The 13,101-nt window shown below is 63.7% G+C and carries 14 protein-coding genes; 3 read left to right on the top strand and 11 right to left on the bottom strand.

Annotated features, from left to right (window positions below):
• Positions 1–332: 332 nt before the first annotated feature.
• From CK625_RS13795 to dinB, 11 genes are all read right to left on the bottom strand, one after another.
• Complete coding sequence (locus CK625_RS13795) at positions 333–1,751, bottom strand: hypothetical protein (RefSeq protein ID WP_143326300.1); 1,419 nt, start codon at positions 1,749–1,751, stop codon at positions 333–335.
• Positions 1,752–2,324: 573 nt separating this feature from the next.
• Positions 2,325–2,510 (bottom strand): (Na+)-NQR maturation NqrM, encoded by a 186-nt coding sequence (nqrM, locus tag CK625_RS13340; protein WP_095540818.1) that lies wholly within the window; start codon positions 2,508–2,510, stop codon positions 2,325–2,327.
• Positions 2,507–3,577 (bottom strand): FAD:protein FMN transferase, encoded by a 1,071-nt coding sequence (locus CK625_RS13335; protein WP_238945677.1) that lies wholly within the window; start codon positions 3,575–3,577, stop codon positions 2,507–2,509. Before CK625_RS13335 ends, nqrM begins: the two co-directional genes overlap by 4 nt.
• 98 nt (positions 3,578–3,675) lie before the next feature.
• Positions 3,676–4,053, bottom strand: coding sequence for a hypothetical protein (locus tag CK625_RS13330; RefSeq protein WP_095540817.1), 378 nt, complete (start codon positions 4,051–4,053; stop codon positions 3,676–3,678).
• Positions 4,054–4,077: 24 nt separating this feature from the next.
• Entirely contained in the window at positions 4,078–5,301 is a 1,224-nt protein-coding gene (nqrF, locus tag CK625_RS13325; RefSeq protein ID WP_095540816.1) for an NADH:ubiquinone reductase (Na(+)-transporting) subunit F, read from the bottom strand.
• The gene (gene nqrE, locus CK625_RS13320; RefSeq protein ID WP_095540815.1) at positions 5,298–5,906 is read right to left on the bottom strand and encodes an NADH:ubiquinone reductase (Na(+)-transporting) subunit E; all 609 of its coding nucleotides are present in this window, start codon (positions 5,904–5,906) and stop codon (positions 5,298–5,300) included. Before nqrE ends, nqrF begins: the two co-directional genes overlap by 4 nt.
• A gap of 1 nt (position 5,907) precedes the next feature.
• Entirely contained in the window at positions 5,908–6,576 is a 669-nt protein-coding gene (locus tag CK625_RS13315; protein WP_095540814.1) for an NADH:ubiquinone reductase (Na(+)-transporting) subunit D, read from the bottom strand.
• A 3-nt stretch (positions 6,577–6,579) separates the two neighbouring features.
• The gene (locus CK625_RS13310) at positions 6,580–7,371 is read right to left on the bottom strand and encodes a Na(+)-translocating NADH-quinone reductase subunit C (RefSeq protein ID WP_095540813.1); all 792 of its coding nucleotides are present in this window, start codon (positions 7,369–7,371) and stop codon (positions 6,580–6,582) included.
• Entirely contained in the window at positions 7,364–8,575 is a 1,212-nt protein-coding gene (locus CK625_RS13305; RefSeq protein WP_095540812.1) for an NADH:ubiquinone reductase (Na(+)-transporting) subunit B, read from the bottom strand. The genes CK625_RS13310 and CK625_RS13305 overlap by 8 nt, the downstream gene beginning before the upstream one ends.
• Before the next feature lie 5 nt (positions 8,576–8,580).
• Positions 8,581–9,954 carry a Na(+)-translocating NADH-quinone reductase subunit A gene (locus CK625_RS13300; protein WP_095540811.1) on the bottom strand — a complete coding sequence of 458 codons (1,374 nt, stop codon included), beginning with the start codon at positions 9,952–9,954 and terminating at the stop codon, positions 8,581–8,583.
• Positions 9,955–9,995: 41 nt separating this feature from the next.
• A complete protein-coding gene (dinB, locus tag CK625_RS13295) occupies positions 9,996–11,282 on the bottom strand; it encodes a DNA polymerase IV (protein ID WP_095540810.1) in 1,287 nt (428 codons plus the stop codon).
• Positions 11,283–11,393: 111 nt separating this feature from the next.
• On the opposite strand from dinB, the gene CK625_RS13290 reads away from it, so the two are divergent.
• The 3 genes from CK625_RS13290 to CK625_RS13280 are packed head-to-tail and all read left to right on the top strand — an operon-like array spanning position 11,394 to position 13,080.
• Positions 11,394–12,284 carry a PhaM family polyhydroxyalkanoate granule multifunctional regulatory protein gene (locus tag CK625_RS13290; protein ID WP_238945676.1) on the top strand — a complete coding sequence of 297 codons (891 nt, stop codon included), beginning with the start codon at positions 11,394–11,396 and terminating at the stop codon, positions 12,282–12,284.
• The gene (locus CK625_RS13285) at positions 12,281–12,667 is read left to right on the top strand and encodes a hypothetical protein (protein WP_095540809.1); all 387 of its coding nucleotides are present in this window, start codon (positions 12,281–12,283) and stop codon (positions 12,665–12,667) included. The genes CK625_RS13290 and CK625_RS13285 overlap by 4 nt, the downstream gene beginning before the upstream one ends.
• Complete coding sequence (locus CK625_RS13280; protein WP_143326299.1) at positions 12,664–13,080, top strand: hypothetical protein; 417 nt, start codon at positions 12,664–12,666, stop codon at positions 13,078–13,080. Before CK625_RS13285 ends, CK625_RS13280 begins: the two co-directional genes overlap by 4 nt.
• Positions 13,081–13,101 lie beyond the last annotated feature (21 nt).

Genomic DNA, 13,101 nt, shown 5'->3' with positions numbered 1-13,101 from the left:
GAGCCAAAGTCAGGGTAAAGGTGGTGTTTGCGGGGCATCTGTGCCAAGGAAAAAAATGACTTGGCAGAAAGTGTGCCGCAGCTATCCAACAAAAATGCCGTTCACTGGGTTAAGTGAACGGCATTAGCCCCTCGGGGCGCCTTTTGGTTTGATGTGAAAGCTGCCGGCTCAGAGCCTGTTCAAAATCTTTGCACGGCGGTCACGAGAGCGGATTTGGGCGCTCTGCTTCGTTGCAAAGCCTCGCCATAGCCCCAGCTATGGCTGCGTTTTGCGCCTTGCAGCCCACCCCAAACCGCTTCTTGCCCACTCGCGCCGAGATTTTGAACAGGCTCTCAGCGAGTTCGGCGCAGGCTCAAAGCCAGTATGCCCAGTGCGCCCAAAAGCGCGGACATGGCGATCTGCGACCACAGCGAGGAAGCGGGAACGGCGACCGGTGCAGCGTGCAGCGGCGCAGAGCGCACGCTGATTGTTCCTCCGGATGCATTCCCCGATAAATAAACATCGCTGCCAGGCTTGTCGCGGAAAAGATGGCTTTCGAAAAACAAATAAATGTCATCCATTGACGAAGTGGTATCAATGGTTGCCTTGGCTTTAATCTCATAGGCCTGTGGGATGTAAGGCGAGGGAAGCAATCGGGCAATATTGCATTTCAATTTGCCAGCATTGTTGTCAATTGTGCAATTGGTGTTTGCGGTGGCAGAAGATTCCCATGATTTCAGCGTCATCCGGTTCTTGTCGTAGGCAGCAACAAACTCAGCTGCGCCGACATTTGGCGGATTGGGAGATTGAAGCCGGATCGTGATTTCATGATCGACAGCCCCCACTTCTACCGTGCTGTCAATGATTTTCAGTGTCGGCTTGCTGGAGCCGCTATCGGCTATTCCCGCACCAATTTTCAGCGGCCAACTGACCGTGGCGCCGGCGGGGTTGGCATGGTCAAACAATTTGCAGCTCAGCGTAGCATTTTGCTCGACGCTTTTTTTGACTCGGCCTCTCACAAAAATATCAGCGCTGCTCTCACTGGCTACGATCAGCGGCATGGCGTCATAGAAAGCAAAATCCGCTGCATCGGCGCCGCTGATCTGGCAGTTATCCAGCTTGGCAGTGGCAGTGGCCGCGCCATCTTCAGCCGACAAGGTGATTTTGAACGCCACATCACTGCCAATATCATGGCCGGAAGCTTCAATGGGTGTGCCGGAAGTTGGGTTCAGAAATCCGCTCGCCTGCCTTGGGGGTGGCAGGCTATTGCTGACGGTGATTTTTCCGCTTGACAAGGCAACGGCACTAATAGGGTATCTATTGCCTGTTTCGCCGTAAAAGACAACGCTGTCATCATCGTCGGAAACAGCAAAAGGTATATCCCCCAGTGGAGCATCCGGCTTGACGTCCACTTTGATTTTTATTCTGTATCTTTCTGGAAGAAAAGCTCCCACTGATTTTTCATCAACATTGCAGTTGATCTTCCCGGCCGCAACAAAGCATCTTCCATCAGCGTTCCCGAAATATTGAAAGTCGGCATCGGTAACCGTGATGCTGCTGCTAACGGGAATCGAGAGAGAAAAGGAAGCAATTTTTCGTGGGTTGGAGTTCTCGAACTGGACGGTCACGATGTGATCGTTCGTGCCTGGCAACGCCACGGTTTCGTCAATCGAGAATGATTGCGCCTGGGCAACACTGAGACCAACACCCAGAAAAAAAGCGGTTGCCAACGGGATTCTATAAAAAGACATAATATTCATTTTCAAAAACATGGTTAATAGAGAAAATCATGGCGCTGCATGCAAGCGCGCATTCCTGAAGCAATATTGGGGGTGGCATGGCAAGGGCCGCGCCGCCTGGCTGGGGTGCATGTGCAAGACCTCCTCATGAAAAATGACCGGCGGGGAAAACCTGCCAAAGAGACAGATTTTTGCAAATCATGTAACAAGCCGAAGCCATTGTAGGGTGCGGCCACGTACTTGCCAACGGCTAACGTTGCTGGCGTTGCTGGTCGGCGCCGGTGTTGCACCTTTGCCCTGCCGCAGGCTGGGCAGCCCTGCAAGGGCCTGCAATACGGTTTTGATGGCAAGCCTTGGGCAGGGGGCGATGGCCTGGTTTTCAGCGCCGCGCCTTTGCTGCGCGACATGCTGCAGCAGACTGGCGCCCGTGCGCGGGGGGCGCAAAGTGCATAGCACGTTTTAGGGGCTGTTCAAGCGCTTGACGCGATTGGGCAGCAGCGGCTTGGAATGGAACGGAGCAGGATGGGATGCAAGGCCGCAGACGGCCCAACCGCCCCAATCCGCCTGAGCGCCCGCCGCTCAAGCCAGGGGTTTTGAGCCGCGCCCTCAGGCCTTGCCGGTATCGCTGCCGCAGCTGCCGGGGGCCTTGCCGCAATGGCAGGTGTGATCCAGCCCCACGCTGTTGGCCAGACCGCCGCAGGAGCCGGCAATGGGCTTGCGCCCGGCCATGACGCCAATGGCCATGCCGGCCACGACCAGCAGCATGAGGATGAGGGTGACGAGCCAAATCATGGTTGTGCTCCAGAAACGGATGGGGGCAAAGAGGAACTGAAGGCGGCATTGAAGGCGGCATCAAAGGCCGCCGTGCTGCGGGTGGCGAAGCCGCCATTTTCGCTTTCGTTTTTGCCCTCGCCCGTGCGGGTGATGAACAAGGCGGCCAGGCCGTGCGCGCTAGCGTACTCGTAGCCGGCCTCTGGCCCCAGCGCCATCAGCAGGGTGGACAGGCCATCGGCGGCCAGGGCCGAGGCATGGGCCACGGTGACGGAGGCCAGCGCGTGGCGCACGGGGCGCAGGCTGCGCGCATCCAGCGTGTGCGAATAGCGCTGCCCGCCCGCCTCGCGCCAGTTGCGGTAGTCGCCCGAGGTGGACAGGGCCATGTCTTGCAGTGCAAGGATTTTCTGCGCCTGGCGCGCGTTTTCCAGCGGCGCTTCGATGGCGATGCGCCAGGGCTCGCCATCGGGTTTGCGGCCGGGCTTGCGGCCAGCGGCGCGCATCTCGCCGGTGATCTCCACGAGATAGCTGCGCACGCCTTGGCCCTCCAGCCACTGCGCCACGCGATCGACGGCGTAACCGGCGGCAGTGCTGTTGAATTCAAGCCGAATGGGCGCGCTCTTGCACAGCCGCGCGCCCTCGATGCGCAGGTGCTGCATGCCCACGCGCTGACGCAGGGCTTGCAGTTCGGCCTCGGTGGGCGCTTCAGGTGCTGTGGGGGCTGCGGCTGCGGCAGCCGCGCTGGCCGGGATGTTGGTCGTCACCGGGGCGCTGGGCCGGTGGCGAAAGCCCCAGGCTTCCAGCGCGGGCAGCAGGCTCACATCAAACGCGCCGCCGCTGTCCGCGTGCAGGGCCTGGGCGTGCTCGGCCAGGGCGATGGCGGCGGCAGGCATGTCCATGCAAGCGCCCGCGGGCGCGGCGTTGAAGCGGGCCAGGGCCGAATCGCCCCGGTAGGTGGAGACGGCGGCATCGATCTCGCCCAGGATGGCCTGCACCCCCGCCTGCGCCGCCGCCAGCCCGGGCGCGCCGGATTCAGCCACGTAGCTGATCTGGTAGCTGCTGCCCATGGTGGGGCCGGTGAATTTCACGATTTGCCGAGCCTGTCCGGCAGGCTGGCAGGCGGCAAGCAAAAATGGTAGAAAAATGTATAGGTTTTTATGGAAGATTTGCACGTAGAGCTGTGAATTTATGACTTCCTCAAGATTAGCTTTTCTCCATTGGAGCTGACTATCTTGTAGTCTCGCAAACTATTCAAAGCTCCAATGCCTCCAGCCGCTACAGCGATTGAAATCGCTGCATATGTTGCTCCTGATCCAAGGATGGCGACTGCTCCACTAGCGGCGGCAAAACCAGAAATTTTGCTGGCGACTTGTGATTTAGGATCTCGGACAGGAGATAAAACTAAAGCGACGGCAATCCCTATGGCGCCAATAGCAATGGCCCAGGTGACTTTCCCTGTGGCCTTTATTCTTATTACGGTGTCTTTAATTTTTCCTTCTAGCTCAATGGTTTCTTGGCTATTTTTTAGTGCTTCAGCCAATTCCTTTTCTGTTTTAATGGTCATTGCATTTTCCTAGTTGTTGGGTTTTCATCCACCAAAATCATCCAAAAAGATGCTGTCGCGCTCCACGCCCAGGTCCAGCAGCATTTGGATGACGGCGGCGTTCATCATGGGCGGGCCGCACATGTAGAACTCGCAGTCCTCGGGGGCGGGGTGGTCCTTGAGGTAGTTCTCGTACAGCACGTTGTGGATGAAGCCGGTGTAGCCCGTCCAGTTGTCTTCAGGCAGCGGGTCGGAGAGGGCCAGGTGCCAGGTGAAGTTGGGGTTTTCGGCGGCGAGCTGGTCGTATTCCTCGGTGTAGAAGGCTTCGCGCAGCGAGCGCGCGCCGTACCAGAAGCTGATCTTGCGCTTGCTGTGCAGGCGCTTGAGCTGGTCGAAGATGTGCGAGCGCATGGGCGCCATGCCCGCGCCGCCGCCGATGAAGACCATTTCGGCGTCGGTGTCCTTGGCGAAGAATTCGCCAAACGGGCCGTACACGGTGACCTTGTCGCCGGGCTTGAGGTTGAACACCCAGGAGGACATTTGCCCCGGCGGCAGGTCGTCGCGCCCCGGCGGCGGGGTGGCCACGCGGATGTTGAACTTGACGATGCCTTTTTCCTCGGGGTAGTTGGCCATGGAGTAGGCGCGGATCACCGGCTCATCGACCTTGGAGACGTAGCGCCAGAGGTTGAATTTGTCCCAATCGTCGCGGAAGCGCTCGGGGATGTCGAAGTCCTTGTAGGCCACGGTGTGCGGCGGGCATTCGAGCTGCACGTAGCCGCCGGCGCGGAAGTCCACGTTCTCGCCCTCGGGCAGGCGCAGGGTCAGCTCCTTGATGAAGGTGGCGACGTTGGGGTTGCTCTCCACCGTGCATTCCCACTTCTTCACGCCGAAGACTTCCTCGGGCACTTCGATCTTCATGTCCTGCTTGACCGGGGTCTGGCAGGACAGGCGCCAGCCTTCGCGCGCCTGGCGGCGGGTGAAGTGCGACTGCTCGGTGGGCAGCATTTCGCCGCCGCCCGATTCGACGATGCACTTGCACTGCGCGCAGGTGCCGCCGCCGCCGCAGGCCGATGAGAGGAAGATGTTTTGCGACGCCAGGGTTTGCAGCAGCTTGCCGCCGGCGGGCACGGTGATGCTGCGCTCGCCGTTGATGTCGATGGTCACGTCGCCGCTGGCCACCAGCTTGGCGCGCGCGAACAGGATGATGAGCACCAGCGCCAGCACGATGGCGGTGAACATGCCCACGCCCAGCAGGATTTCCGTGCTCATAGCTGCACCCCCGAGAAAGACATGAACCCCAGGGCCATCAGGCCGATGGTGATGAAGGTGATGCCCAGCCCTTGCAGGCCGGCGGGCACGTCGCTGTACTTGAGCTTTTCGCGGATGCCTGCCAGTGCGGCAATGGCCAGCGCCCACGACAGGCCCGAGCCCACGCCGTACACCGCGCTCTCCATCAGGTTGTAGTCGCGCTCGACCATGAACAGCGTGCCGCCCATGATGGCGCAGTTCACCGTGATGAGTGGCAGGAACACGCCCAGCGCGTTGTAGAGGCTGGGCACGTATTTATCCAGCAGCATTTCCAGGATCTGCACCAGCGCGGCAATCACGCCGATGTAGGACAGCAGGCCCAGAAAGCTCAAATCCACCTCGGGCAGGCCGGCCCAGGCCAGCGCGCCGTCCTTGAGCAAGTAGGTGTAGATCAGGTTGTTGGCGGGCACGGTGATAGCCTGCACCACCACCACGGCGACTCCTAAGCCAATGGCCGTTTCCACCTTCTTGGAGATGGCGATGAAGGTGCACATGCCCAGAAAGAAGGCCAGCGCCATGTTCTCGACGAACACGGAGCGGAAGAACAGGCTGAGGTAGTGTTCCATCTCAGATGCCCTCCTTGCCGCTCACGTGCGGCGCCATGCGGAAGGCGGGCGCCTCGTTCTGCTCGGTCTTCCAGCTGCGCAGCGCCCAGATGATGAGGCCGATGAGGAAGAAGGCCGAGGGCGGCAGCAGCAGCAGGCCGTTGGGCACGTACCAGCCGCCGTCATTGACCGTGGGCAGCACGGCGATGCCGAACAGCTTGCCCGCGCCAAACAGCTCGCGCACGAAGCCCAGCGCCAGCAGCATGGCGCTGTAGCCCAGGCCGTTGCCGATGCCGTCGAAGAACGAGAGCACGGGCGGGTTCTGCATGGCAAAGGCCTCGGCGCGGCCCATGACGATGCAGTTGGTGATGATCAGGCCGACGAACACCGACAGCTGCTTGGACAGCGAGTAGGCAAAGGCCTTGAGCGCCTGGTCCACCACGATCACCAGCGAGGCGATGATGACCATTTGCACGATCATGCGGATGGAGCCCGGAATCTGCGCCCGGATGCTGGAGATGAACAGGTTGGAAAAGCCGGTGACCAGCGTCAGCGCCACCGACATGACCAGCGCCGTCTTGAGGTTGGAGGTGACGGCCAGCGCCGAGCAAATGCCCAGGATTTGCAGGCCGATGGGGTTGTTCTTGAAGACCGGATCGAACAGGACTTGCTTGATCGTGGGTTGTGCCATGGGTCAGTTGCCTCCTGCGCGCAGGTGTGCCAGGAAAGGCCCGAAGCCCTGCGGGCCGAGCCAGAAGTTCAGCAGGTGATCGACGCCCTTGCTCGTCAGCGTGGCGCCGGCCAGGCCATCGACCTGGTGCACCGCGCGCGGGCTGGCCGTATCGACGCCGCCCTTGACGATGGCGATGGCCGGCTGGCCGCTGGCGTCAAACACCTGCTTGCCCGGCCACAGCGCCTTCCAGCGCGGGTTGTCCACCTCGCCGCCCAGGCCGGGCGTTTCGGCGTGCTGGTAAAAGCCGAAACCGGCCACGGTGTTGTAGTCGTCCTTGAGCGCCAGAAAGCCGTGCAGCGTGGACCACAGGCCGTAGCCGCGCACGGGCAGTACCAGGGTTTCGGTCTTGCCTTGGGCGTCTTCGACCAGATAGACCACCGTGAAGCGCTCGCGGCGGCGGATGGAGGCCGCGTCCTGCTCGGGGCGCAGGGCGTCGGAGAGGGCCGGGTCCTTGGCGGCCTTGAGCGGATCGAAGCTGGCGGCCTCGTGCGCGTCGCTGAAGCGGCCGGTTTGCAGATCGACCAGGCGCGGCTGGATGCGCTCCTTGAACAGGCGCTGCACCTCGGCGGCGGGCGCATCGGCCGGGGCCAGCCCGGCGATGGACAGAATGTTGCGCTGCTTGTCGAGCTGCTTGTTCACCTGCTGCGTGGGCTTGAGGCTGACGGCCGCGCCGGCCACGAAGACCGAGCACACCAGGCAGACCAGCAGCGCCACCAGCAGCGTGCGTCCAATGGTTTCTTTTTGATCAGACACGGCGTGCGGCCCTCCGCTTGATGTTGGCCCGGATGACGAAGTGGTCGATCAGCGGGGCGAACAGGTTGCCGAACAAAATGGCCAGCATCATCCCTTCGGGGAAGGCGGGGTTGATGACGCGGATCATCACCACCATCACCCCGATCAGCGCGCCAAAAATCCATTTGCCGGTGTTGGTCATGGAGGCCGATACCGGATCGGTGGCCATGAACATCATGCCGAAGGCGTAGCCGCCCAGCACCAGATGCCAGTACCAGGGCAGGGAGAACATGGGGTTGCTCTCCGAGCCGATGAGGTTGAGCAGCAGGCTGAAGCCCACCATGCCGATCATCACCCCGGCCACGATGCGCCAGGCGGCAATGCGCATCAGCATCAGCGCGCCGCCGCCCATCAGAATGGCCAGCGTGCTGGTCTCGCCCACCGAGCCGGGCATGAAGCCCAGGAAGGCGTCCCACCAACTCAGGCCGCCCTGCGCCAGCGCCGCCACGCCGCCGCTGGCGGCCTGGCTGAGCGCCGTGGCGCCCGCGTAGCCATCCACCGCGTTCCACACCGCATCGCCCGAGAGCGCGGCCGGGTAGGCGAAGAACAGGAAGGCGCGCCCGGCCAGCGCCGGGTTGATGAAGTTCTTGCCCGTGCCGCCAAACACCTCCTTGCCCAGCACCACGCCAAAGCTGATGCCCAGCGCCACCTGCCACAGCGGGATGGTGGGCGGCAGCGTCAGCGCGAACAGCACCGAGGTGACGAAAAAGCCCTCGTTGACCTCATGGCGGCGGATGGAGGCGAACAGCACCTCCCAAAAGCCCCCCACGGCAAAGGTGACGGCGTAGATGGGCAGAAAGTGCAGCGCGCCCAGCAGCATGTTGTCCCACGCGCTGGCGGGGTTGAAGCCCCCCAGCATGCGCATCAGCGCAAAGCGCCAGCCATCCTGCGCGGCCAGCAGCTCGGGCTGGGCGGCAAACACGGTGTTGGCCTGCCAGCCCACGTTCCACATGCCGAAGAACATGGCCGGGAAGGTGCACAGCCAGACCATGATCATCATGCGCTTGAGGTCAATGCTGTCGCGCACGTGCGCGGTGGAGCGCGTCACGCTGGCCGGGCGGTAGAGGAAGGTGTCCACCGCCTCGTACAAGGCGTACCACTTCTCGTATTTGCCGCCTTTGTGAAAGTGCGGCTCGATACGGTCAAAAAAAGATCGCAGGCCCATGACGTTCAGCCCTCCTTCTCGATGCGGGTGAGGTTGTCCCGCAAGATCGGGCCATATTCGTACTTGCCGGCGCACACGTAGGTGCACAGCGCCAGGTCTTCTTCATCCAATTCCAGGCAGCCGAGCTTTTGCGCCATCTCCGTGTCGCCCACGATCAGCGCGCGCAGCAGTTGCGTGGGCAGGATGTCCAGCGGCATCACCGCCTCGTAATTGCCAATGGGCACCATGGCGCGCTCGCTGCCGTTGGTGGTGGTGCTCATGGGCAGCAGGCGGCGGCCCAGCAGGCTGGAGAGAAAGGCCCCGGTCACCGAATGCTTGCGCGCGCCCGGGCGCAGGTAATGCAGCATCTCGCGCTCCGTGCCCTCGTGCAGGCAGCTCACCTGCACGTGGTAGCGGCCCAGAAAGGCATACGGCCCGCTGGCCGTGCGCCCGCCCAGCACCGAGCCGGATATCACGCGGTTGTTCACGCGGTTGTCCGCGCCCTCCAGCTCGCCCGCGGTCAGATCTTCCAGACTCGCGCCCAGGCGCGTGCGCAGCAGGCGCGGGTTTTTCACCACCGGCCCGCCCAGCGCCACGATGCGCTCGGTCCACAACTGGCCCGTGGTGAACAGCTTGCCGATGGCGATCACGTCCTGATAGCCGATGTGCCACACCGTGCGCGCCGCATCCACGGGCAGCACGAAGTGGATGTGCGTGCCCGGCAGCCCGGCCGGATGCGGGCCGTCGAACAGCTCCACCTTCAGGCCCGGCACGTCCTCGCCCGGCAGCGAGGCGCTGGACGATGCGCCAGGCGCCTTGCACAGCACCAGCGGCGCCAGGCGCGCCAGCACGCGCAGGCCGTGGCGGAAATCGCTGGCCTGCGCGTTGATGAGGGGGGCCGGGTCGGCCGCCAGCGGGTGCGTGTCCATGGCCGTGACGAAAATCGCCGCGGGCGTGGCGTCAGCGGCCGGAATCTTGCTGAACGGCCGCGTGCGCAGCGCCGCCCACAGGCCGCTGTGCTGCAGATTCTCGCGCACCTGCGCGTCGCCCAGCGCGTCGAGCTGGGCCGCGTCATAACGGGCAAAGGCCAGCGCCTCTTCCTGGCCGGGCGCGCCTTCGACGTCGATCACCACCGATTGCAGCACCCGCTGCTGCCCGCGGTGAATGGCGCTGACCATGCCCGCCGCCGGCGCGGTGATGTGCACGCCCGGCTGGTTCTTGTCGGCAAACAACGGCTGGCCCGTTTTCACCCTCTCGCCCACCTGCACCGCCATCGTCGGCTTCAGGCCGTGGTAATCGGCCCCGATGACGGCCACGCGGCGCACGGCCGCAGCGTCGCCTATCTGCATCGCAGGCGCGCCAGCCAGGGGCAGGTCCAGGCCCCGCTTGATCTTGTGCATCACTGGCCTTGTCTCTCTCGTGGAAAAAAGGCCGATTTTATTCAGCTGGGGTTCTCATGCAGCGGCAAGTCCAGCTGCCGTGCGACCTGCCCTTGCGCGGCCAGGCTGGCGTTGTGCTGCTGCGCCTGTGGCAGCGGCAGCAGCTTGTCCACCTTCACGCCCAGCAGGCGCAGCGGTTGTGACCAGTCCATGCGCTTGAGGCATTGCCCGGCGGCCTGGCGGATGGTGGCCGCATCCTGGGTGTAGTGCGCGATCGAGTGCGCGCGCGTGATGGTGCGGAAGTTGCTCAGCCGCACCTTCACGCCGATGGTGCGCCCGGCGTAGCCCTTGCGCTGCAGGTCATCGGCCACGCGCTGGCACAGCGCGGTGAACAGGGCCGAGAGCTCGGCGCGGTCGCGCCGGGCGTGCAGATCGCGCGCGAAAGTGGTCTCGCGGCTCATCGACACGGGCTGGCTTTGCACCACCAGCGGCCGCTCGTCGCGCCCCCAGGCCACGGCGTGCAGCCAGCGGCCGTAGCTGGCGCCAAAGTGCGCCAGCAGCTGCTCCTCGGGCACCTTCGCCAGCTCGCCCAGCGTGGCAATGCCCAGCGCCTGCAGCTTGGCGCTGGCCTTGGGGCCGATGCCATTGACCTTGCCGCAGGCCAGCGGCCAGATGCGCGCCGTGACCTCCTGCGGCTGCAGGATGAAGATGCCATTGGGCTTGTGCCATTCGCTGGCCAGCTTGGCCAGCAGCTTGTTGGGCGCCACGCCGATCGAGCAGCTCAGCCCCGTGGCCGCGAAGATGGCCTGCTGGATGCGCTGCGCCAGCGCCAGCCCGCCATCCTCGGCGCAGCCGGGCAGGCCGCTGAAGTCGATGTAGACCTCGTCGATGCCGCGATCCTCGATGCGGCTGGCATGCTCGCCGATGGCCGCCTTGAAGCGCGCCGAGTAGGCTCGGTACTGATCGAAATCGGCCGGCAGCAGATAGGCCTGCGGGCACAGCCGCGCGGCCTTCATCAGCCCCATGGCCGAGCCCACGCCGAACTGCCGCGCCTCATACGTGGCGGTGGTGATGACGCCGCGCCCGGCATAGCCGCCCAGGCGGGGGAAGGCCTGCAGCGGGATTTGCGCCGGCGGCAGCGCCTCCAGCGCCGCATCGCCCAGCCAGCCCGGCGCGCGCCGGCCGCCGCCGATGACCAGCGGCAGCCCGCGCAGCTGCGGCTGGCGCAGCAGCTCCACCGAGGCGAAGAACGCATCCATGTCCAGATGCGCAATGCGCCGCACGGCCTGGCCCGAAACGGGCGCGGGCGCGGACGTGGCGGCAGGCGTGGCGGGGGCAGGGCAATTCATGGCAAGGCGGCGGCCCAGGCTGCGGTTTTCCCGGTTGGGAGGGGCGGCCATTGTCCCGTATCCTCGCGCCGATATGGGCCAGCGCACCGGCCGGCCCGCAGGAGAGAGGCAATGAGCGAGCAAAGCAATTGGATGGAGTTCACCCGGTTCGTGCCCGGGTTCGATTTCTTGCGCAGCCTGGCCCCGGCGGCGCTGGGCCAGCCGCAGGGCCAGAGCGGCGCGGCCGGGGCGGCCTTTCAACAATGGCTGGCCCCGACCATGGACCCGGCCGAAGTGCAAAAGCGCATCGACGAGCTCAAGGTCGTCAAGTTCTGGCTGGAGCAAAACGGCCGCGCGCTGGAGGCCACCATCCAGGCCCTGGAGGTGCAAAAGATGACGCTGGGGGCGCTGGGCCGCATGAACCGCGACGCGCGCGAGATGGCCCAGGCCTTCAGCGAAGGCATCCAGCAAGGGGCGCAGCGCTCGGCCGAAGTGTTCCAGGCCGCCATGCCCGACATGCCCGTGCCGGGTGGCGCAGCCGCTGCCCAGGCCGAAGGCGCAGCCCATGGCGGGGCCGGCGCGGCGCGCGATGCGCCCCAAGGTGCGACTGAGGATGCGGCCGAGGGCGCAGCCGACCATGCCGCCGAGGACGCCGCCAACCCCACGGCCGAGGGCATGGCCGCCATGCAGCACATGCAGGCCCAGGCCCTGCAGTGGTGGGGCGCGTTGACCGAGCAGTTCCAGGCCATTGCCGCCAAGGCCTTGGACGACATTGGCCAGAACGTGGCCGCCGCCCAGGCCTCAGCCTCTGCCGCGCCTGCCGCCGCCCCCGCGCCTGCCGCCGCCCAGCCCAAAGCGCCGCGCCGCCCCAGGGCCAGGAAAACCGCAGCGCCAGCCAAGGCCAGGCCCAAAACCCCGACGGCCCGCGCCAAGGCCGCTGGCGCCCAGCGAGGCAGCGCCAAAACGCGCACTGCCGCCAGCCCCCAAGGCCATAATTTGCGCGATGGGAGAAAGACGCCGTGAACCAAAACGAAGCATTGATTGATCTGTGCAAAGCGTGCGTGCAGGATGCCAAACTGACCGCGCAGCAAGGCTGGCAAAAACTGATTCTGATTGCGGAAGTCACCAGCGCCAGCATCAAGGCATTTGGCTATTCGTACAACCAGCAGGGCGAAGGTCAATTGGGATCGCCATCGCTGGATTTTGATATGGACAAGCTGCGTGCTTTGCAGCAGATCATGCAAACGGAAAACCCCAATGGGCGAGGTTGGCCTAAATGCCTAATTCGCATCTCGCGCGCCGGGGAGGTGGGCGCGGATTTTGAATACGACGACCCCAGCCGCTGGAGCCACACGCCAGACAATTACAAGCAGCGCATGGCCGAATATGCGGCCATGCCGGTTTGAGGTTTTTCATCAATCTGATGGAGGAAAGAATGACAAAGGACGAAGCCCTGATGGAGCTTTGCAAATCCTTGCTGCAGGATGCAGAAGTCACCGAGCAGGAAGGCTGGCATCAAATCATTTTGATTGGGGAGGTGGGCGATGGCCATGCCGGCATGCACGGCTATTCATACAACGCCGAGAATCAATGCCTTTTGGTCGCCCCTGACCCGCCGCGTCTGGGCATGCTCAAGCAATTGCATGCCGTTATGAAAGCGGAAAACCCCAATGGGCGCGGCTGGCTCAAATGCATGATCCGCATCTCGCGCGCCGGGGATGTGGGCGCGGATTTTGAATACGACGACCCCAACCGCTGGAGCCATACGCCAGACAATTACAAGCAGCGCATGGCCGAGTATGCGGCCATGCCGGTCTGAGCTTTGTTTTCATGAATCTGA

Origin of the sequence: Vandammella animalimorsus, assembly GCF_002285265.1 — a bacterium.
In the GTDB taxonomy this organism is placed as follows: Bacteria; Pseudomonadota; Gammaproteobacteria; order Burkholderiales; family Burkholderiaceae_C; genus Lampropedia.
This window is presented reverse-complemented; position numbering and strand designations above follow the sequence as displayed.

Bases quoted from the DNA above. Each gene is read 5' to 3' on its own strand.
- nqrM (WP_095540818.1), bottom strand. From the start codon at position 2,510: ATGATTTGGCTCGTCACCCTCATCCTCATGCTGCTGGTCGTGGCCGGC.
- CK625_RS13300 (WP_095540811.1), bottom strand. From the start codon at position 9,954: ATGCACAAGATCAAGCGGGGCCTGGACCTGCCCCTGGCTGGCGCGCCT.
- nqrF (WP_095540816.1), bottom strand. From the start codon at position 5,301: ATGAGCACGGAAATCCTGCTGGGCGTGGGCATGTTCACCGCCATCGTG.
- CK625_RS13795 (WP_143326300.1), bottom strand. From the start codon at position 1,751: ATGTTTTTGAAAATGAATATTATGTCTTTTTATAGAATCCCGTTGGCA.
- nqrE (WP_095540815.1), bottom strand. From the start codon at position 5,906: ATGGAACACTACCTCAGCCTGTTCTTCCGCTCCGTGTTCGTCGAGAAC.
- CK625_RS13290 (WP_238945676.1), top strand. From the start codon at position 11,394: ATGAGCGAGCAAAGCAATTGGATGGAGTTCACCCGGTTCGTGCCCGGG.
- CK625_RS13315 (WP_095540814.1), bottom strand. From the start codon at position 6,576: ATGGCACAACCCACGATCAAGCAAGTCCTGTTCGATCCGGTCTTCAAG.
- CK625_RS13330 (WP_095540817.1), bottom strand. From the start codon at position 4,053: ATGACCATTAAAACAGAAAAGGAATTGGCTGAAGCACTAAAAAATAGC.
- dinB (WP_095540810.1), bottom strand. From the start codon at position 11,282: ATGAATTGCCCTGCCCCCGCCACGCCTGCCGCCACGTCCGCGCCCGCG.
- CK625_RS13305 (WP_095540812.1), bottom strand. From the start codon at position 8,575: ATGGGCCTGCGATCTTTTTTTGACCGTATCGAGCCGCACTTTCACAAA.